Raw genomic sequence first — 20111 nt, 5'->3', positions numbered from 1 at the left:
GTTTTGGGGCGTCCGTTATGATCCGCATAGCGTCCGCTCTGAAACGCATCAGAGTCCGCTGGGCTCCGCAGAATGCACAAATCGAGCTTCCTGCTTATGGAAGGATGAACGGAGACTCACTTCGCTGATTTCTCATGAGCGGCATGCTCTAAAAATTTCATATCATAAGCATAGATGCCGGGCAAGCCTGCTGCTTGCCAAGGAAGGGCCAGTCTGCCTTGTGCGGATTGGCCCGTTTTGCGTGCAGAGGGAGCTAGTATTCCAGAAGCAGGGAAAGGAGTGAAAAAAGAGAACCCATGATATGTAAAATATTGAAATCCTCATATGGAGGAAAAAGTAATATAATGGTAGAATAAAAAACATACGAAACTAATGATGTGTCTCAAGCCTTTTTCCATCCACAGAAAGATCGGGTGATGCAATGAAATATCTGGAAGCCATAGAGGAAGCGGCCTATTTATCGGTGCCCAGCTCCCCCCAATACCGAAAAATCATGCGTGTATGCTATCAGGAATATGAAAAAATGCATTTTCAGCTCTATAAAGAAGAGATTTACGAGCAGCTCCGGGAGGAACCGGAGTTTGTTTCTTATACAATTGAGCAGTTAAAGATTGATTTGGAGGCGCTTGTAAAATGGAAGAACCTCACTCCTATTCAGGATCCTGGAAGGGTGTATACGATTGCGGATTACAAAAACAAACAGTACCGCTATACTATGTCGGAATATGCGGTGGAGATAGAAAGGATGACGGTGCGCCTGGAAAATCTGTTTTTGGAGTCAGGGAATTTGTCCACAAATCTGTTTGTGCGTCTGGAGAGAGGGCTTGATGAGGCGGAGGACATGAAGCAGTGCAGCCTGAAGGAAGTCAATGAGTGGTGGAGGAACATTCAGGAGGATTTTAAGAGGCTGAACCAGAACTATCAGGATTATCTGAGAGACTTCTACTCTGGCCGGACCGATCATCTTCTGAAATCCGTGGAATTTATTGTACATAAGGATAAGTTTATCAAGTATCTGCATGAATTTGTCCAGGAACTGCAGAATCATGGGAAAAAGATCAGCCGGATCCTGGAAAAGCATCAGGAGGTAATCGAGGGTGTTCTGCTTGAGAAGGTGGTACAGAGTGAACTGGAGATCCCTCATGCACTTCTGGAACTGCACGGGGATGCAAAATCTAGTATCCGGGAGAATGTCCGGGGAAAGTGGGAATCCCTGAAAAACTGGTTTTTGGATACGCCGGAGCATGGCTGTGAATGCAGCAAGGTTCTGAGAATAACAAATGATATTATCCGCAGTATTATACAGAATGCGGCCCTGATTGTCCAGGTGCAGAACTGGGGGATCAGCCGTAAGGACGATTACAAAAAATTTCTTAAGCTATTTGCAGACTGTGGAAATATGGAAGATGCACACAAGCTCTCCGCACATATTTTTGGGGTGCAGAATATTCAGCATTTTAAAGCAAATGCGGTCAGAGAAACCGATGGCATTACCGGCAGTGTCTACGGGGAAGCCCCCATGGAATATTTGCTGAAGCCTCATACGCGGAATTACAGAGAAAAAAGAGACCGCCAGGGGTTTGCCGATAAATCTTTTGAAAAGCTTTTGCGCAGAAATGAATACCTGCAGCGTATAGAAAGGGAAAAACGTCTGGTGCTGCGGTATATCAAGGATAACCGGCTGGAGTTTTCCCGGATAGAAGAGACCGTGCCGGAAACGGCCAGAATTGTGTTTCTGCAGTGGATTGCCCAGGCGAATATGAATTCTGAGAAAAAGGGCAGGACGGAGTTCGGCCAGGAATTTCGGCTGGTAAATACAGGGGAAACCTGTGTACTGAAGTGCGAGGACGGAGACTTAAGAATGCCGGCTTATATTTTGGAGTTTGACCTATGAGTGAGATTAGAGAGTTGCTGGAAAATTACTGGATTTGCAAGGATACGGACAAAGAGGCGTATTATAAGGTAAAGCACGGGATATCACACTTTCAGAAGTTTGTGAGGGAACAGCTGGGATGGCGGCTGATCCACACAGACCACCTTTTGAAACTGGAAAAGATACCTGCACATGCGGAGGCATTTATGGGAATTCAGGAGTTCCAGGAAATACGGGATTACTGTATTTTATGTGTACTTCTGATATATCTGGAGGACAAAGAGGAACAAGAGCAGTTTCTTTTGTCAGAGCTGATTGATTTTGTGGGGGTGCAGCTGAAAGCATTTATGGAGATTGACTGGACATCATTTTCACAGAGAAAGTCCCTGGTGAGGGTGCTGCAGTTTCTGGAGCGGCTTTCTATGCTTCGTGTATACGAGGGCAGCAGTGAGTCATTCGGCCAGGAGGCAGGACAGGAAGTGCTGTATGAGAATACCGGATACTCCAAATATTTTGCGGCCAGCTTCAGCGGTGATATCTCCGCCTTTCAATCCTGGGAGGACTTTGAAAAAAACCAGATGGAAGAGCTTACAGAGGACAGAGGGCACATCAGGATAAACCGTGTATACCGGCAGCTGGCGACCAGTCCGGCTTTGTACTGGGAGAACAACGAGGACCCGGATTCCCTGTATCTGAAGAACCAGCGCGCCTGGGTTTCCAGATATATGGGAGAGTATCTGGGGGGAAGGCTGGATATACATAAAAACGCCGCATTCTGGATGCTGGAGGAGGATGACTGTTACGGAAGGTCACATCCCCGGGATGCTATGCTTCCGGAGCTGGTGACACTTGTCTGTGCTAATATCCGCGTGGAATTGGAAGCGGGCAGGCTTACAAAGGCAGAGAATGAACGGATTTATATGGAACCCGCGGCCTTTGCCGGGCTGGTATGGGAGTGCCGGGAAAAATGGAAAGGGGCCTGGAGTAAGGAATACAGGGAAATGGAAAAAGAGAAGCTGATAAAAAATGTACAGGAGTATATGAAATCCTGGATGATGCTGCGGGCAGAGGAGGAGAAACTCTGCATTCTGCCTGCAGCAGGAAAAGTATCGGGATTTTACCCGGCAGATTATAAGGGTGGGGAGGAAGATAAATGAGCGGCCGTTGGAAAATGAATCGCATTGGGTTTGTAAATTTTTGGCTGTACGATGAAGAGATTATAGACCTTACGGACGGGAAGCTGCTTCTCCGGGGCCAGAACGGCTCCGGAAAGTCTATTACAACCCAGAGCTTTATCCCTTTTATTCTGGATGGAGATCGGACACCCAGCCGTCTGGATCCCTTTGGTTCCAGTGATCGGAGGATGGAATATTATTTTCTGGGAGAGGAAGGCAAAGAAGAGGCCACCGGTTATCTGTTCCTGGAATTATGGGAGAGTATCTGGGGGGAAGGCTGGATATACATAAACACGCCGCATTCTGGATGCTGGAGGAGGATGACTGTTACGGAAGGTCACATCCCCGGGATGCTATGCTTCCGGAGCTGGTGACACTTGTCTGTGCCAATATCCGCGTGGAATTGGAAGCGGGCAGGCTTACAAAGGCAGAGAATGAACGGATTTATATGGAACCCGCGGCCTTTGCCGGGCTGGTATGGGAGTGCCGGGAAAAATGGAAAGGGGCCTGGAGTAAGGAATGCAGGGAAATGGAAAAAGAGAAGCTGATAAAAAATGTACAGGAGTATATGAAATCCTGGATGATGCTGCGGGCAGAGGAGGAGAAACTCTGCATTCTGCCTGCAGCAGGAAAAGTATCGGGATTTTACCCGGCAGATTATAAGGGTGGGGAGGAAGATAAATGAGCGGCCGTTGGAAAATGAATCGCATTGGGTTTGTAAATTTTTGGCTGTACGATGAAGAGATTATAGACCTTACGGACGGGAAGCTGCTTCTCCGGGGCCAGAACGGCTCCGGAAAGTCTATTACAACCCAGAGCTTTATCCCTTTTATTCTGGATGGAGATCGGACACCCAGCCGTCTGGATCCCTTTGGTTCCAGTGATCGGAGGATGGAATATTATTTTCTGGGAGAGGAAGGCAAAGAAGAGGCCACCGGTTATCTGTTCCTGGAATTCATAAAGGAGGATACCGGGGAATACCGTACCATCGGGATCGGCCAGCGGGCCCGCCGGGGGAAGGCAATGGATTTCTGGGGCTTTGTGCTCCTGGACGGGCGCAGGATTGGGTATGATCTTTGGCTTTACAAGGAAACAGGAAGCACCAGGCTGCCGTACAGCAAACAGGAGCTGAGAAAAATCGTGGGAGAGGATACCCCTTTTACTGATGTGCCTGGGGAATATAAGGCAATGGTGAATAAATATATCTTTGGATTTCGCAGGCCGGAGCAGTATGAGCAGTTTATCCGGCTGCTGGTAAAGGTCCGTGCGCCCAAGCTGTCCAAGGAATTTAAGCCCACTAAAGTGTATGAAATCCTCAACGAATCCCTGCAGACACTGACAGACGAGGATCTCCGTGCCATGGTAGACGCTATGGAAAAAATGGACGGCATTCAGGAGAGCCTGGATCAGCTGAGCCGCGCCTTTGGTGATGTTAAAATTATCCGTAACGAATACATCCGATACAATCAGTTCATGCTGGCCCGGAAAGCCCAGGCTTATCTTGCACGGAAACAGGAAGTGGATGCCGGCAGACAGAGATTGGAGGCAAGGGAAAAAGAGTGCAGGGACATGAAGGAAGAGATCGCGGGGAAAAAGAAAGCGGCAGAGGAAGATCAGGCCAGGCTGTCACTTGCGGACTCTGAATTGGTCAGTCTGTATGATACGGATATGGAGGAGGCAGACCGGAAGCTTGATAAAGCCAGGGCAGATAAAGCAGACGCGGAGGAACAGAGGGGACGCTGGGAAGAAAAAATTACCCTCTGCCATGAAAGAATCCGGGAGAGCGAAGACAATCAGAAAAGACTCCGGACAGACATTGAGATGGATCAGGATCAGCTGAGGGAAGCCAGGCAGGAACTGGATGACATCCAGGAAACCCTGGGTTGGGACAAACACAGGGAGGCAGTGAGGATACTGGAATCGTGCGGGGAAGAAGCGCTGGACACGGTTTCCTCCGGTCTGAGGCAGTATGAGAGAGCCATTACAGAGGGGAAGCAGCTTATTGACAGACTTCAGCAGCTGCAGGAGGAGTACGACCAGTCTGCAGAGTTTCTGGACACCGTGCGTCAGCAAAAGGAGGCAAAGGAAAAGGAAGAGGAGGAGCTTCAGGAAGAGATTCTGAATTGCCAGGACGAGCTGATCACAGCGTTTTACGGGATGAGGGAAAACCAGGAGTGGAAACCCGCGGCGGAAACCTTGCGCCAGGCAGAACAGAGGATACGGGAGTATGAAAGAAGCAGCGATGAAAATGAAATCCAAAGGATCGTCCGGGGTGACTGGGAAAAATGCAGGGAAACCCTGCTGGACAGACAGAAGGAAAAAATAGGGGAGCAGAACCGGCTGGAGGAAGAGATTGCTGCTGTGAGGGCAGAAATAGAACTGCTGCGTCAGAAAGAGGAGATTGAGCCGCAGCGGGAGGAAGCTGCAGCGCGGTTCCGCCGGGAACTGTCGGAGGCGCAGATTGCACACGTTCCGTTCTTCAAGGCGGTGGAGTTTGCAGATGGTTTGTCTGAGGGAGAGTGCGCGCGGCTGGAGGCGCAGCTTTTGCAGGCTGGCATTCTGGATGCATTGGTGGTGGAGGAATCGGATTTTGTTAAGATAAAAGAATCCTTCCCCCAGATGCTGGACGGTATGATTCATGTCCGCCGCCGGGGCAATTCCGGCTTTTGCAAACTGAAAGTCAGCGAAGATCTGCCCGGAAGGCTGCAGAAAGAGGTTTTGCGTATTCTCAGCAATATATACGAGAGCGACGGAGAGGGAACCCTGTATCTGGGAGGCGATGGGTATTTCCGTCAGGGTGTCTTGTTCGGCAGGGCAGACAAACCAGGGGAAGCGGAATTTGTGGGATGTTTAGCCAGAATGCGCAAGAAGGAGCAGATGCTCCGCTCCCTGGGGAGCCGGCTGGAACAGCTGGAGGAAAGTCTTGGAATCGTTGGAAATGAAATTGAGACATTAAGGCAGCGGGTGAGGAGACTGGAGGAGGAGTATAGGGCACTGCCTGGCTTTGGGGGACTCAACCGGAGGCTGGAGGCGCTAAAAGACTGTCAGATGGCGCTGGAACATCTGGAAAAGCAGTATTTTGACCAGGAGAAAAGGACTGATCTGTGTGCCAAACGGAAAAATGAGGGCTGCCAGAAGATGCTGCAGCACTGTAAGGGTCTTCCCTTTGGCAGGACTTCGGCAGAGTACCGGGAGGGCCTAGAGGCGGCGGAGGAATATCAGCGTGTATGGCAGCAGGTCCCCGGGGTTGTTCAGAGGATGCAAAGAAAGAGGGATGAACTTCTCAGGGAGAAGGATGCTGCGGAAGAAAATGAGGCCAGGGCAGACGAAGCCTTCACGGAAAAACGCAGATATACGGGGCGTATCCAGGAGCTGGAAATTGAGATCAGGAAATATGATGAGTACCTGAACCGTCCCGAAAATATTGAGAAGGCCGGCAGAAGACAGTCTCTGAAAGAGGAGATCCGGAAACTTGAGGAACGCATACGTGTGCTTGATAAATCTATCGCCGTCCTGCAGACCAAGAGGGATAACATCCTGTCGCAGGAGGCAGAGGAGAAAGAAGCGCTTCGGGAAAAAATTGTAGAGGAAACCGGCCTTCTAAATTACTTTGAGGAAGAGCTGGCCCTGAAGCTGGTGCTGGAGCCCGGGGGGAGGAGCCTGGAAACCTGCGCCCGGGAAGCGGTGGGCATGCTGCGGGAAAGCGACAGAGGAAGGGAGCCGGAGGATTTGCTGAACTCACTTTACCGGGTGTATCAGCAGCATAACAGCAATCTTTCCAGCTACGGGACCTCTATAGAGGATTGTTTCGGAGAGACAGAGGAGGGCCTTCGGGCAACCAGGAAACGGGTAAGGCTGGTTTCTGTGTGGAACGGAAAGAAGCTTTATCTGGAGGAATTCTATCACACCCTGAAATCCGCGATTGAGGAGACAGAACTGCTCATCCAGGAAAAGGACAGAGAGCTGTTCGAGGACATTCTCTCCCAGACCATCAGCCAGCAGCTGACAGACCGGATCGCAGAGAGCCGGAAATGGGTGCAGGATATGTCCGGGCTTATGAAAGATATGGATACCTCCATGGGACTCAGTTTTTCCCTGGACTGGCGCCCTAAGTCTGCGGAGAATGAAGAGGAACTGGATACCCTGGAACTGGAACATATATTGCTCCGTGACCGGAAGCTTCTCACGCCGGAGGACATCGAAAGGGTTGCCTCTCATTTCAGGAGTAAGATTAAAACAGAAAAGCGCAGGCTGGAGGAGGAAGGCGGGGTGGTCAATTATATGGATCTGGTACGCGACGCGCTGGATTACCGCAAATGGTTCACCTTTCAAATGTCCTTTTACAGGAATCAGGAAGGAAAGAAGCCGCTGACCAACGCTGCATTCAACCGCTTCAGCGGCGGGGAAAAGGCAATGGCTATGTACGTACCTCTGTTTGCGGCGGTGAACGCACAGTATCAAAAAGCAGAGAACCGGGACCATCCGCGGATGATTGCCCTGGACGAGGCATTTGCAGGCGTGGATGACAAAAACATCAGCAGTATGTTTGAGCTGGTAGAAAAGCTGGAGTTTGATTATATTATGAATTCCCAGGCACTCTGGGGATGCTACGAAACTGTAAAAGGGCTGAAAATTGCCGAGCTTTTGCGGCCGCAGAACTCGCAGGTGATAACAGTCATTTACTATACCTGGAATGGACACGAAAGGATATTAGATGAGCAATAGTGGGGAATGCGGTGCTTACTTCAGGCAGCAGAAAGAGTTAAAAAGGCTGTTTGATGAGATGCGCAAAAAATGGCAGTCCTACGGGAGATGCGCGGGGACTATATGTCTGAAAAATTGCTCCGGGGAGGAGAGAAAGGCTCTGGAAAGAATGCTGGGCCAAACCTTTTGGGAGGCGGATGTAAAAATCACACTGAACCAGGTGGAAAAGGCCCTGCAGGACACCAGGTTTGCTCCAATTACCCTGGAGGAGTTACTGGAAGCCTACTTCCGGGAAAAAATAGTGACCAACAGCAATAAAAGGCAGGAGAAGATGCGGCAAAGAGAGGCTTTTTTCCATCAGGTGCAGCAATATTTCCGACAGAGAGGAGCCCACGGTGTCTGTCAATGGTATCAGAGGATGCAGGAGGAGCGGAGGTATGGGTATGCGGTGCTGAACCGGGAGCAGGAAAACAGTGAAAAAAATGCCTTTCTTCTGGCAAAATATGTGGGAGAGGCCCTTGCCTGGACCCAGGATAACACCCGGGGGGACATTCCTGTGGCGGTGTTGTCTGCAAAGATTACCGGGAATCCCCACTACTTTGACAGGGGAACCCCGGCCGGAACACTTTTGATCCATAGTCTCTGCTTTTCTCAAAGCCGGGAATATCCCGCCTCGGCCTATGAGTGGAAAGAATTGCTGACAGCGGCAGGGATTCTTCCGGATGATGTAGCCAGCATGGTAATCACATACGGCGTACATCTGAGAAAGAACGGAGGTCTGCATCCGGGGCCGGAGGTGTTTTATCATTTACAGGAGCCGTTAACTCTGACCAGTATGAACCTGATGGGGTGTGAACTGGCATTGGGGGAAAATGGACGCGCCTTTATTGTGGAAAATGAAATGGTCTTTCGCTATCTGTATGAAAAGGTGAGGAGGCAGAATATTACTCTGCTGTGTACGTCCGGGCAGATGCGCACCGCCGCACTGGAGCTGATTCGTCTTCTGGTTCAGGGGAAGACTGAGATCTATTACAGCGGGGATATCGATCCCGAAGGCCTGGGCATTGCAGACAGAATATGGCAAAGATACCCGGAAAATATCCGTATCTGGAGAATGTCGCCGGAAGATTACAAAAGAGGGTTATCAGAGGAGATGCTGGAGTCAAGAAGTATGTCACAGCTAGATACCATTCAGAATCCGGGTCTGGCTCAGACAGCTTTGCGTTTAAAAGAGATAAAAAAGGCAGCTTACCAGGAAAATCTTCTGCGGGAACTGCTGGGAGATTTGTCAGAAGGGCAGGGCAGCCTCTGAGGGCGTAAAAGGCTGCCGGACAGGAATGTTACAGAATTATAGATAAGGGATGGACTACGATTGCGAGTACGGTTCTTTATCGGTTAAAAGATTGGTGATAACACTTATGATTCCTGTCAAATATTCATCCGAAATATCCTGCTGTAAATGAAAATGGGGCAGTAACTGGGGCGGCAGTACCTTATTCACATTTTCCTGAATCTCCAGGACCAGCTCACTGGTAAAACGGAAGCCGCAAAGGATGATATAGCGGGGATCCGTAATGGTAATAATGGTAATGATGACTTTTGAAATCAGATCCACAAATGTGCTGTCGCCGGCACATTGTTCAATCAACTCTTTTCTTGAGGACACGTAAGGCAAAAAGTTGATCTCGCCGGAAAAGTTAGCGTTTCCGCGGATAAGATGTCCGTTCACCATAAAACCGGCTCCATACGTGTAATGTTCGGGCACATTTAGCAAGGCATAGTCTTTCAGACCAATATCCGAATGTGCCTGAAAATAACCAAAGGTTTTAAAATGCATCTCATTGTCAATAAATACCTTCACATGGTATTTTGTCTGTAATAAATCCCTTAAGTTCAGATGCTCCAGCTCTTCCATATCACAGTATAAAACCTCTCCGTGGACTACCATGCCTGGTATCCCCATTCCGATAACCTTAATTTTAGGCGTTTCTTCAAACTGCTTAGCGATTAAAGAGTCCAAAAATTCAAAGGAAAGCTGATGCAGAGGCTGCATGTAAGACTCTCTCGCCAGCACAGTGCCCTGGAGATTCACCGTAGCCAATTCAATTTGATTAAATTCCCCATTTGCCACAAGGGATATAGCCAAAGCCAGAGAAGTATTGGCATTGTAAATATATATTTTGGATGGGCGGCCGCCCTGGGACGGAGCCATATCTCCTTGTGAGAGTTCACCCGATTCCACTAACTCCCGGATGATATTTCCGCAGGTTGAAATACTTAAGCCTGTGAGCTGGGCTATTTCGTTGCGGGTTCCCTGGCCGATTTCCCGGAACGCAGAAATGACCAGTTCTTTATTCTGCTGTTTTAACAGCATTGTTGTTCTAATAGGTGTATTCATTTTATCCTCCAATAATAAGCCATAGAAAATACTTATGACAAGACTTATCATAAACGTAAAAACACAAATTGTCAAGACATAACAAGGCCATGTCAGATGGTTCATAGTTTTGAGTAAAATACAATAATTTAGTGTGCGCACAGGTATATGGAAAAAAAGAGACGTCGGAATACGGATTCCGGCGCTTTTTTTTGTCATGAAATCCGTAATAAATCTCAATTCATTCCAGGGGAATGCAAGTTACCCCCAGGTAAGGGCGCTGTCTCTGTACTGTGTTAAAAAGTTATCAAAAAATACAGCATTTACCAAAAATAAAAACTTTAATTAAAGTTAAAAAAACATATTGACAGAAAAGGGAGAATGAGATAAAATCTGTTTTATAATAAAACTTACGGCAAGACATAATTTAATACATAATGCAATATAAAACATTAATGGTGCCGAAAGAAAATGGACGGAAAAATTTAATAAGTCTGGAGGGTGGCAGGATGTCATATGTAGTTGGAATTGACACGGGGGGAACGTACACAGATGCGGTGTTATTGGACACAGAGATACAGGGGGCTGATTGCATTAAGCGTAAGGCGAAAGCAATTACCACTCATGAGAAGCTGGAGATAGGAATCAGAAACAGCATTGTGAGCCTGGGGTTGTCAAAGTCAGATATCAGCAAAATCGAAAAAGTGGTTCTGTCTACAACCTTAGCTACGAACGCAACGGTTGAAGGAAAAATTGGGCAGATAGGGCTTTTGATGATAGGCGGTGTACCGGTAGGGAAACTAGCTACTAATGAGTGTATCGCTGTGGAAGGCAAGGTCAATATCAAAGGACGGATTATAAGGGATATCGACAAGGAGGAGGTCAAACGGGCGGTAAAGGAACTGATGCCAAAGGTGAAAGCTTTTGCGGTATCCGGCCAGGCGAGTGTGAGGAACCCGATTCTGGAACAAAGAGTAAAAGCGGTAATCAAAAGCATCTGTGATTTGCCGGTGGTGTGCGGTCATGAACTTGTCTCAGAGCTTGGATATCTGGAGAGGACAAACACGGCAGTTGTGAATGCGGGACTTCTGCCGATTATTGATAATTTTGTGAAAGCAATTAAAACCATTCTGGATGAACAGAAAATCGGTGCACCTGTTTTTGTGGTAAAAGGCGACGGTACGATTGCTAAAATCGATGCCATCCGCAACACCCCCATTGATACCGTTTTATCCGGGCCGGCAGCAAGCATTATCGGGGCAATAAATCTTACGGGAGTAAAGAATGCGGTTGTGGTTGATATGGGCGGGACTACCACAGACATTGGGATTGTACGAAATAAAAGAGTGGAGCTTTCTAAAGACGGTGCGGTAGTGGGGGACTGGCAGATCCGGATCCGCTCTGCCCAGCTATATACATACGGCCTCGGCGGAGACAGCGCGGTAAAGATAGATGACGGGAAGATTGAGATTGGTCCGGAACGGCTGCTTCCCTCCTGCCGGGGAGGAGAACATAATGTAACCCCCACAGACGTGCTTCACTATACTGGTGAGTTTGTTGCGTGGGACCGGGTGAATGCAGTTGAGGCGATCCGGGAACAGGCTGCACTTGCGGAAACTTCGTCTGATGAATATGTGGAACAGGTGAGAGACGCTATCGCAGATAAAATCTACAACAATTTGAAAAGATTCCGAAGGATTAAATGTCCCATCTGTGCCATTGGTGCACCTGCAGAATCCTGGTATCGAATCGCCCAGAAACAATATAATTTTAACCTGATGGTTCCAAAGCACTATGAAGTGGCGAATGCGGTGGGAGCTGCAACCTCCGGTGTGAGTGTAGAGATAGAAGCAGTAATCCGTCTGGGGGAAGACAGCGGAGGATACTTAGTACATGCGGTAAATGAACGGTTTGAGTTTGATGAGCTGGAGGATGCCCTGCAAAAGGGCGTGGATGTCACAAAAGAGTATGCAGTTAGGCTGATTCAGGAACAAAATTTAGAAATCTCTTATATCAGGTATGAATGTCGGAATATGTATCTTGACGACGACCGGATTATGTATAAAGAGCTTGATGTGGACGAAGATGGAACTGTCGTAAGTGAGGATGACAGCGACTACGGTAAGTATCTGGAGACGCAGATCAAAGTGCTGGTCGGAGGAAAAATATTTGCTAATGCTTAAAGAAGGCTTTCTAGCTTTTTTAAAATAAAAATTTAAGGAGGAAGAACATGAATTTATCACACAAAAAGTTACTGGAAATGTATGAAACCATGCAGAAGATTCGCCAGTTTGAGTTCCAGACAGCGAAGAGCTTTGCAGAAGGAGATGTGCTTGGGTTTGTACATCTGTACATCGGGGAGGAAGCAATTGCAACCGGTGTATGTGCAAATCTCGTTGACGGCGACTACATCACAAGTACCCACAGAGGACATGGCCATATTATCGCAAAAGGCGCTGATATGAATAAAATGATGGCTGAGCTGTGGGGAAAAGAAACCGGATATTGCAAAGGAAAGGGCGGTTCCATGCACATTGCAGACACGGAGCTGGGAATCCTTGGAGCAAACGGTATTGTAGGGGGCGGCTTTACCCTGGCCACCGGAGCAGCATTCTCATCCATGATGCTGAAAACAGATAAGGTCTGCATCTGTTTCCATGGAGACGGGTCAACAGCAGAAGGCTCCTTCCATGAGGCCATGAATATTGCCACCCTCTGGAATCTTCCGGTTGTGTTCGTAAATGAGAACAACCTTTACGCAGTATCCTGCCGGATAACAAACGGCATGGCAAACGAGAACACCGCAGACCGTGCAGCCGGATACGCAATGCCAAGCGAAGTGGTAGACGGCAACGATATTTTAGCTGTCTGCGATGCTGCCAAGAGAGCGATCGATCGTGCAAGAAACGGTTATGGACCAACCTATATTGAGTGCAAAACGTACCGCTGGAGAGGCCATTTTGAGGGTGAACCGGAGAACTACCGCAATCCTGAGGAAGTGAAACTCTGGAAACAGCCGGATCATGACCCGATTCCAAGATTTGAAGAGTATTTAAAGGACAATGGTGTGGCTACTGATGAAGATCTTAAGGCTGTTCAGGAAAAGGTAAAGGGCATGGTAAAAGAAGCAGTGAAGTTTGCCGCTGAAAGTTCATTCCCGGCAAAAGAATCAGCACTTGAAGACGTGTACACAGATATTGTAGAGGAGGCGAGATAATGAGAAATATGTATTTTTCAGAAGCGGTAGCTGACGCAATCCGTTTTGAGATGGAGAAGGATCCTACGGTTTTCTGTATTGGTGAGGACGTTGGTTTTGTAGACGGTTCTATGGGCGCTACCAGAGGATTATACAAGCAGTTTGGAAAAGAGAGGGTTCGTGATACACCCGTGGCTGAGCAGATGATTGTTGGCCTTTCCGCAGGGGCTGCCCTTACCGGAATGCGTCCGGTAGCTGAGCTGATGTACAACGATTTTATGGGATGCTGTATGGATCAGATTATGAACCAGACTGCAAAATTCAGATATATGTACGGCGGGGGAATGAATGTTCCTATGACGCTGAGACTTACCAGCGGCGGCGGAATGCAGTGTGCCGCACAGCATTCCCAGTCTCTGGAGGCAATGCTGGTACATGTTCCCGGACTGAAGGTTGTATATCCTTCAACTCCCCAGGATGTGTACGGCCTGCTGCTGACCGCCATTGAAGATGACAACCCGGTCATGGTATTTGAGCATCAGATGTAGGACGGATTTTGCGGACATTCAAAATAAAAAAGAATGTGGAGGTAACAGACAATGGCAAAATCATTATTTGAGGAACTGGGCGGCAAATACGAAAGGCAAGGGGATTATTTGATACCGTGCTTAACTGTACCCGCCGAAGAAGAACAGGCAATAGGCATCTGGGGGCAACGGCATTTAGATTATCTAAAACAGTACCGTAAAGTTACATACACCAATCTTCTTACAAGCGGCAGGCTAAACGCCTACCTTGCCGACATCAACAGACAGGCACAGGAACGCTTTGAAAGGCTCATAGAGGGTATGAAACAGGCACAGGGCATAACGGAACAGCTAAAGGCAGAAAACGCCTTAGAATGGACAGGATGCCTCAATAACATAAGGGCTTGTGCGAGGGAGATTGTGGAAAAGGAAATTATTTTTGCATAAACAGATGATTAGTGGCAGGGGGAAATCCTGCCGCTTTTTCTGCTTTAGTTTGTCAGCTTGACAAATAAAGGGTTAAGGAATATAATTAGATTCAGTATTATACAAGGAGTTAATAAATATGCGGCAAGGTATTCTTAAATAAACTGTCAATTTGATAGTGGGAACAAAAAGTAGCAGTCCCGTTTCACTTTTAATATGGGGCTTAGTTTTTTGTACCCAGTTTAAGAATACTTTTATCATGTAATTTTATATGCCCGAAAACATATAAGTGTTTTGGGGCTATTGGAGTTATTTACCCAGTGATAGGAGTATTTATCACTGGGTATTTTTATGCCCTTTTTTGGGTGTTGATAGGAGGAAAATCACATGAAAATAATTAACTTAGGCATTCTGGCTCACGTTGACGCAGGAAAGACAACATTAACGGAAAGTTTATTGTATACCAGTGGTGCAATTGCAGAACTAGGGAGCGTAGATGAAGGCACAACAAGGACAGATACAATGAATTTGGAGCGTCAAAGGGGAATCACTATCCAGACAGCAGTGACATCTTTTCAGTGGGAGGATGTAAAAGTCAACATTATAGATACGCCAGGCCATATGGATTTTTTGGCGGAAGTATACCGTTCTTTATCCGTATTAGACGGAGCAGTATTATTAGTTTCTGCAAAGGATGGCATACAGGCACAGACCCGTATACTGTTTCATGCACTACAGATAATGAAGATTCCGACAATTTTTTTCATCAATAAAATTGACCAAGAGGGGATTGATTTGCCAATGGTATATCGGGAAATGAAAGCAAAGCTTTCTTCGGAAATTATAGTGAAGCAAAAGGTTGGGCAGCATCCCCATATAAATGTAACGGACAATGACGATATGGAACAGTGGGATGCGGTAATTATGGGAAACGATGAACTATTAGAGAAATATATGTCAGGGAAACCGTTTAAAATGTCAGAACTGGAACAGGAAGAAAACAGGAGATTCCAAAACGGAACGTTATTTCCCGTTTATCACGGAAGCGCTAAAAACAATCTGGGGATTCGGCAGCTTATAGAAGTAATTGCCAGTAAATTTTATTCATCAACGCCTGAAGGTCAATCTGAACTATGCGGGCAGGTTTTTAAGATTGAATATTCAGAGAAAAGGCGGCGTTTTGTTTATGTGCGTATATATAGCGGAACATTGCATTTGAGGGATGTTATTAGAATATCTGAAAAAGAGAAAATAAAAATCACAGAGATGTGTGTTCCGACAAACGGTGAATTATATTCATCCGATACAGCCTGCTCTGGTGATATTGTAATTTTACCAAATGATGTTTTGCAGCTAAACAGTATTTTGGGGAACGAAATACTGTTGCCGCAGAGAAAATTTATTGAAAATCCTCTCCCTATGCTCCAAACAACGATTGCAGTAAAGAAATCTGAACAGCGGGAAATATTGCTTGGGGCACTTACAGAAATTTCAGATGGCGACCCTCTTTTAAAATATTATGTGGATACTACAACGCATGAGATTATACTTTCTTTTTTGGGGAATGTGCAGATGGAAGTCATTTGTGCCATCCTTGAGGAAAAATATCATGTGGAGGCAGAAATAAAAGAGCCTACTGTTATATATATGGAAAGACCGCTTAGAAAAGCAGAATATACCATCCACATAGAAGTCCCGCCAAATCCTTTCTGGGCTTCTGTCGGGTTGTCCATAGAGCCGCTCCCTATTGGAAGCGGAGTGCAGTATGAAAGCAGAGTTTCACTTGGATATTTAAATCAATCGTTCCAAAATGCGGTTATGGAGGGGGTTCTTTATGGCTGCGAGCAGGGGCTGTATGGATGGAAAGTGACAGACTGTAAAATCTGTTTTGAATATGGATTGTATTATAGTCCTGTAAGTACCCCCGCAGACTTTCGGCTGCTTTCCCCTATCGTATTGGAGCAGGCTTTAAAAAAAGCAGGGACAGAACTATTAGAGCCATATCTCCACTTTGAAATTTATGCACCGCAGGAATATCTCTCACGGGCGTATCATGATGCTCCAAGGTATTGTGCAGATATTGTAAGTACTCAGATAAAGAATGACGAGGTCATTCTGAAAGGAGAAATCCCTGCTAGATGTATTCAAGAATACAGGAACGATTTAACTTATTTCACAAATGGGCAGGGAGTCTGCTTGACAGAGTTAAAAGGATACCAGCCAGCTATTGGTAAATTTATTTGCCAACCCCGCCGCCCGAATAGCCGTATAGATAAGGTTCGGCATATGTTCCACAAGTTAGCTTAACAGCTTGCAAAAGTCATATAAAATGAGATTTGAAAGGATTAGAGACTAATTATGATGAAATGCGAATGGATATTGTGTCCTGTTTGTGGGAGCAAAACCCGTAATAAAATTAGGAAGGACACTGTTTTGGAGAATTATCCCCTTTATTGTCCAAAATGCAGACAAGAAAGATTGATTAAAGTTGACAACTTGAAGATAACTGTCATCAAAGAGCCAGACGCTTAAGACGCAGAGCCGATGAAATTGTGGAACAATTCACGAATCATCGGCTCTTTTTGTTTCGTATTTGAAAGAACAAACTCACCAAATAAAAAAAACGATATTCGGGTGGGTTATTTTGTTATACCCTAAATTACCCTCTGAATTTGTTTTTAAATTTGGAGGGATTTTTTTATGTCCTTTTTTCGGGCAGTTATCTATCTGCTCATACGAAGCAAAATTTATCAATACATAGCATATCAGAGAACGGCAGGAAACCAGTTAAAAAAATTTCTGCCAGTGCAACGGTACTTCTCACCTTGAAAGTAGAAGTACAATCTCCATACAATAGAATTACTATTTCCTATAACCGTAAAGGTCACAGAGCCTTTGCGGTTTTTCTTTTGTCGATTTTTGTTGGAAAGTGCCGTAGGGCTGTTTCTGATATGCGGTGTCGTTCTCCGCCTCTCCATCTGGATTTTTTACATTTCAAAAATTCAGATGGGAGGTATTTATGGTGAAATATGCACCAAGAAAGGTATATATCAGAGAAAGTGGCGGCTATGTGGAATTATCCTACACGGAGTTCTGCCGTTGCAGGGAATCCGACCAGACCTATATGGACAAGCTGTTTATCCCCATTCAAGGCTGTCTGCTTGAAGTCGTGAGGGAGCAATACACAGACTTCTACCGTGACAAGGAACGGTGGCGTTATCTGCAAAAATTAGATACAAAGAATAGACTGCTATCTCTCGACGGATTTACGGACAGCGAGGGGAATCCTCTGGACTTTATCACTGATGAAGCGGTGGACATTGCAGAAACCGTTGTCAATGCGGTCATGGTGGACAGGCTGAAAGCCGCCCTGCCTTTGCTGTCGGATAGTGAACAGGAGCTGATACAGGCAATCTTTTTTGACGGACTTTCCGAGCGTGAAGTCGGGGCGAGGTTGGGCATAACCCAGAGCGTTGTAAACAAACGCAAAGCCAGAATCCTAATAAAACTAAGAAAGATAATAGAAAATTAAAATTTAAGGCGTTCAGCCCCCTTGTTTTTTCCTTTGGGAAGATGAGGGGGCTTTTCTCTGCCCTCTCAATCAATTCTGATTGGAGGAAGTAAGAATGGCATACAACCACGGACGGGAGGACAGGAAATGGCGTATCTGGAAAGAAGCGGAGGAAAAGCTGCTGCGTGAGTGCGGCGTTGATGAAGCGACCATTGAGCAGATACGCATGGCGGACAGGGCAGACTTCAATTCCAACAGGCGGTTTTACCGATGGACGAATGACGTTGCGGAATATCTTGAGGACATGGCAGGCAGGGAGCGGCAGGCGGAAGTGGGTACGGTTGCGGAGTTACTGGAAGAGATTGAGAGCGAAAATCTCTATCAAGTATTAGTCACGGTGGACGGGCGTACCTTGAAAATCGTCCTGCTGAAAATGCAGGGGTATTCCACAAAGGAGATTGCCCCGCTTGTGCATTTGACGACTGGTGCCATCTATGCGAGGTTAGACCATCTGCGGAAGAAGCTGCGGAAAATTTTATAGCTTCTAAAACAGCCTGCCATCCTGCGGGCTACTGGGTGAGGGATGGAAATCCCCTCACTCATTTTTTGCAGGAGGACAACAGGATGGCATACAGGGTTAAGGCATACACGCTTCGGGAGGAATCCACGGAAAGCGGCACAAGGTATTTTATCAGCTTTAAGGACGGGCAGGGCAAATCCCACGAGTTGGAAGTGTCGGAACAGTTCTTTATGGAGTTTCGGCAGATGGAGCGCAGGAACAGGAATCTTTTCTAATGGGACGAGCGGCACAGGGAGTTTAACGAGGTATGGGACGAAACCCTTTACAGACGGGCGTTGCGTGTGCCTAAGAGCCTTGATGAACGCATGGTTGAGGAAGAACGGAATGAAACGCTCTATAAGGCGGTTGGGAGCCTTCCAGAGATACAAAGGCGGCGTTTCCTGCTCTACTACGAGTATGAGTTCAATTTTTACCAAATCGCCGCTATGGAGCATTGCACCGCTTCGGCAATACAGAAATCTGTTGCGATTGCAAAGGAGAAAGTAAAGGCGGAAATTGAAGAAATATCTCCAACCGTGACCGACACCGCCCGAAAAAGAAATCTGTTTTTTATTTGTGTGGGATTGGCGGCATTACATACTCTCACTTTTTTCCGTGGGAGTAAATCTATTTTTAAGGAGGTCAACGCCTATGTGCAACGAAAACAAAGACACCGCCCGAAAGGAGGAAAGCCATGCAGAAGTTACAGACAGTCAACGCCGAAACGCTCCTTTATGAACCGCTTGAGAAACCATCCTTTGTGGTGGACAGCCTTATCCCGACAGGCTTATCGCTGTTCTGCGGCTCACAGAAGATAGGCAAAAGCTGGCTCATGCTGAAGCTATGCTTATGCGTGTCGCAGGGAATCCCTTTATGGGATATGCCGACAATGGAGGGCGATGTGCTTTACCTCTGCCTTGAGGACACGTTCTGCCGCATACAGGACAGGTTATTTCGTTTGACGGACGAAGCAAGCGGGCGGCTCCACTTTGCCGTGGCAAGCTGCAAGCTGTCAGACGGTCTTATCGTGCAGCTTGAAGATTATCTGAAAGATTACCCAGACAGCAGGCTCATTGTCATTGATACCTTGCAGAAAGTCCGTACAGCTTCAAAAGACAATGCCTATGCAAGCGACTATGGGGACATCTCCCTCATCAAAGACTTTGCCGACAGGCACTCTCTGGCGGTCATTGTCGTACACCACATCCGAAAGCAGAATGACAGCGACGTGTTCAACAAGGTGTCTGGGACGACAGGATTAACGGGGAGTGCGGACGCTACCTTTGTTCTGGAAAAGGAGAAACGTGCGTCTGACACCGCCAAGCTGTATGTGACGGGCAGGGACACGCCTTATCAGGAATACACGCTGCGTTTCCGTGATTGCCGTTGGGAGCTTGTGGAGCGGAAAACGCAGGAGCAGCTTGCGAAAGAAACGATACCAGATGTCCTTTTTCGGTTGGTGGATTTTATGAGGGATAAGGAAGAATGGATAGGCACGGCAACGGAACTGTTAGCCGCTATGGGGGAAACGGAAACCATACCCACGGTGATTACGAAATGGCTGAATGAATACCGCACCACATTTTTAAGCGAGAACCGTATCTGCTACCAGTACAGCCGCAGGAAAGACGGCAGGCGGATTGCCCTTGCAAGGAGGGCGGGTGACAGCGGTGATGGTGGTGACAGCGATATTAGGATACCCCCCTGTTACTGTCATTGACGCTTAAAGCCATGTAAAGCTGGCGGCTCTGCCCTGCGGGTGA

General features: G+C 47.0%; 16 protein-coding genes and 1 pseudogene. 16 read left to right on the top strand and 1 reads right to left on the bottom strand.

The features are described 5' to 3' along the window. Positions 1-421: 421 nt before the first annotated feature. Genes GKG41_RS18460 through GKG41_RS18440 form a run of 6 tightly spaced genes read left to right on the top strand, consistent with a single transcriptional unit; the run spans position 422 to position 9064 of the window. Entirely contained in the window at positions 422-1894 is a 1473-nt protein-coding gene (locus GKG41_RS18460) for a TIGR02677 family protein (protein WP_154261322.1), read from the top strand. Further along, complete coding sequence (locus GKG41_RS18455; protein WP_154261320.1) at positions 1891-3030, top strand: TIGR02678 family protein; 1140 nt, start codon at positions 1891-1893, stop codon at positions 3028-3030. The genes GKG41_RS18460 and GKG41_RS18455 overlap by 4 nt, the downstream gene beginning before the upstream one ends. After that, positions 3027-3422, top strand: a complete 396-nt coding sequence (locus tag GKG41_RS23620) for a hypothetical protein (protein WP_243141103.1) — start codon at positions 3027-3029, stop codon at positions 3420-3422. The genes GKG41_RS18455 and GKG41_RS23620 overlap by 4 nt, the downstream gene beginning before the upstream one ends. Further along, on the top strand, positions 3356-3733 hold the full coding sequence (locus GKG41_RS18450) for a DUF2398 family protein (RefSeq protein WP_243141104.1): 378 nt from the start codon (positions 3356-3358) through the stop codon (positions 3731-3733). The genes GKG41_RS23620 and GKG41_RS18450 overlap by 67 nt, the downstream gene beginning before the upstream one ends. Further along, positions 3730-7773, top strand: a complete 4044-nt coding sequence (locus GKG41_RS18445) for a TIGR02680 family protein (RefSeq protein ID WP_154261316.1) — start codon at positions 3730-3732, stop codon at positions 7771-7773. The genes GKG41_RS18450 and GKG41_RS18445 overlap by 4 nt, the downstream gene beginning before the upstream one ends. Beyond that, positions 7763-9064: a TIGR02679 family protein gene (locus tag GKG41_RS18440; protein ID WP_154261315.1), complete on the top strand. Its 1302-nt coding sequence runs from the start codon at positions 7763-7765 to the stop codon at positions 9062-9064. The genes GKG41_RS18445 and GKG41_RS18440 overlap by 11 nt, the downstream gene beginning before the upstream one ends. A 54-nt stretch (positions 9065-9118) precedes the next feature. On the opposite strand, the gene GKG41_RS18435 is transcribed toward GKG41_RS18440, so the two are convergent. After that, entirely contained in the window at positions 9119-10150 is a 1032-nt protein-coding gene (locus tag GKG41_RS18435) for an ROK family protein (RefSeq protein ID WP_173015647.1), read from the bottom strand. Between the two features lie 488 nt (positions 10151-10638). Here GKG41_RS18435 and GKG41_RS18430 point away from each other — a divergent pair, with 488 nt between their 5' ends. The 10 genes and pseudogenes from GKG41_RS18430 to GKG41_RS18375 all read left to right on the top strand — a co-directional run bounded on the left by GKG41_RS18430 (position 10639) and on the right by GKG41_RS18375 (position 20068). Next, positions 10639-12312, top strand: coding sequence for a hydantoinase/oxoprolinase family protein (locus GKG41_RS18430; protein ID WP_173015646.1), 1674 nt, complete (start codon positions 10639-10641; stop codon positions 12310-12312). A gap of 47 nt (positions 12313-12359) precedes the next feature. Continuing rightward, entirely contained in the window at positions 12360-13346 is a 987-nt protein-coding gene (locus GKG41_RS18425) for a thiamine pyrophosphate-dependent dehydrogenase E1 component subunit alpha (RefSeq protein ID WP_072849392.1), read from the top strand. Further along, the gene (locus tag GKG41_RS18420; protein WP_154261309.1) at positions 13346-13873 is read left to right on the top strand and encodes a hypothetical protein; all 528 of its coding nucleotides are present in this window, start codon (positions 13346-13348) and stop codon (positions 13871-13873) included. Before GKG41_RS18425 ends, GKG41_RS18420 begins: the two co-directional genes overlap by 1 nt. A 51-nt stretch (positions 13874-13924) precedes the next feature. After that, positions 13925-14299 (top strand): TnpV protein, encoded by a 375-nt coding sequence (locus GKG41_RS18415; RefSeq protein ID WP_001129922.1) that lies wholly within the window; start codon positions 13925-13927, stop codon positions 14297-14299. 366 nt (positions 14300-14665) lie between these two features. Then, positions 14666-16585 (top strand): tetracycline resistance ribosomal protection protein Tet(O), encoded by a 1920-nt coding sequence (gene tet(O) / locus GKG41_RS18410; protein ID WP_000691758.1) that lies wholly within the window; start codon positions 14666-14668, stop codon positions 16583-16585. A 51-nt stretch (positions 16586-16636) separates the two neighbouring features. Further along, entirely contained in the window at positions 16637-16810 is a 174-nt protein-coding gene (locus GKG41_RS18405; RefSeq protein ID WP_002779755.1) for a cysteine-rich KTR domain-containing protein, read from the top strand. Positions 16811-17300: 490 nt separating this feature from the next. Beyond that, positions 17301-17810 (top strand): sigma-70 family RNA polymerase sigma factor, encoded by a 510-nt coding sequence (locus GKG41_RS18390; protein ID WP_105116765.1) that lies wholly within the window; start codon positions 17301-17303, stop codon positions 17808-17810. A 94-nt stretch (positions 17811-17904) separates the two neighbouring features. After that, positions 17905-18330 (top strand): sigma-70 family RNA polymerase sigma factor, encoded by a 426-nt coding sequence (locus tag GKG41_RS18385; RefSeq protein WP_000323895.1) that lies wholly within the window; start codon positions 17905-17907, stop codon positions 18328-18330. Positions 18331-18413: 83 nt separating this feature from the next. After that, positions 18414-18888: pseudogene (locus GKG41_RS18380) on the top strand (sigma-70 family RNA polymerase sigma factor). A gap of 154 nt (positions 18889-19042) precedes the next feature. Continuing rightward, positions 19043-20068: an AAA family ATPase gene (locus GKG41_RS18375; protein ID WP_001170964.1), complete on the top strand. Its 1026-nt coding sequence runs from the start codon at positions 19043-19045 to the stop codon at positions 20066-20068. The last annotated feature ends 43 nt before the right edge of the window (positions 20069-20111 follow it).

This window comes from Lactonifactor sp. BIOML-A5, from assembly GCF_009677585.1.
Taxonomy (GTDB): Bacteria; Bacillota; Clostridia; order Lachnospirales; family Lachnospiraceae; genus Lactonifactor.
Note: the sequence above shows the minus strand (reverse complement) of the source record. Positions and strands in the feature narration are given on the sequence as shown.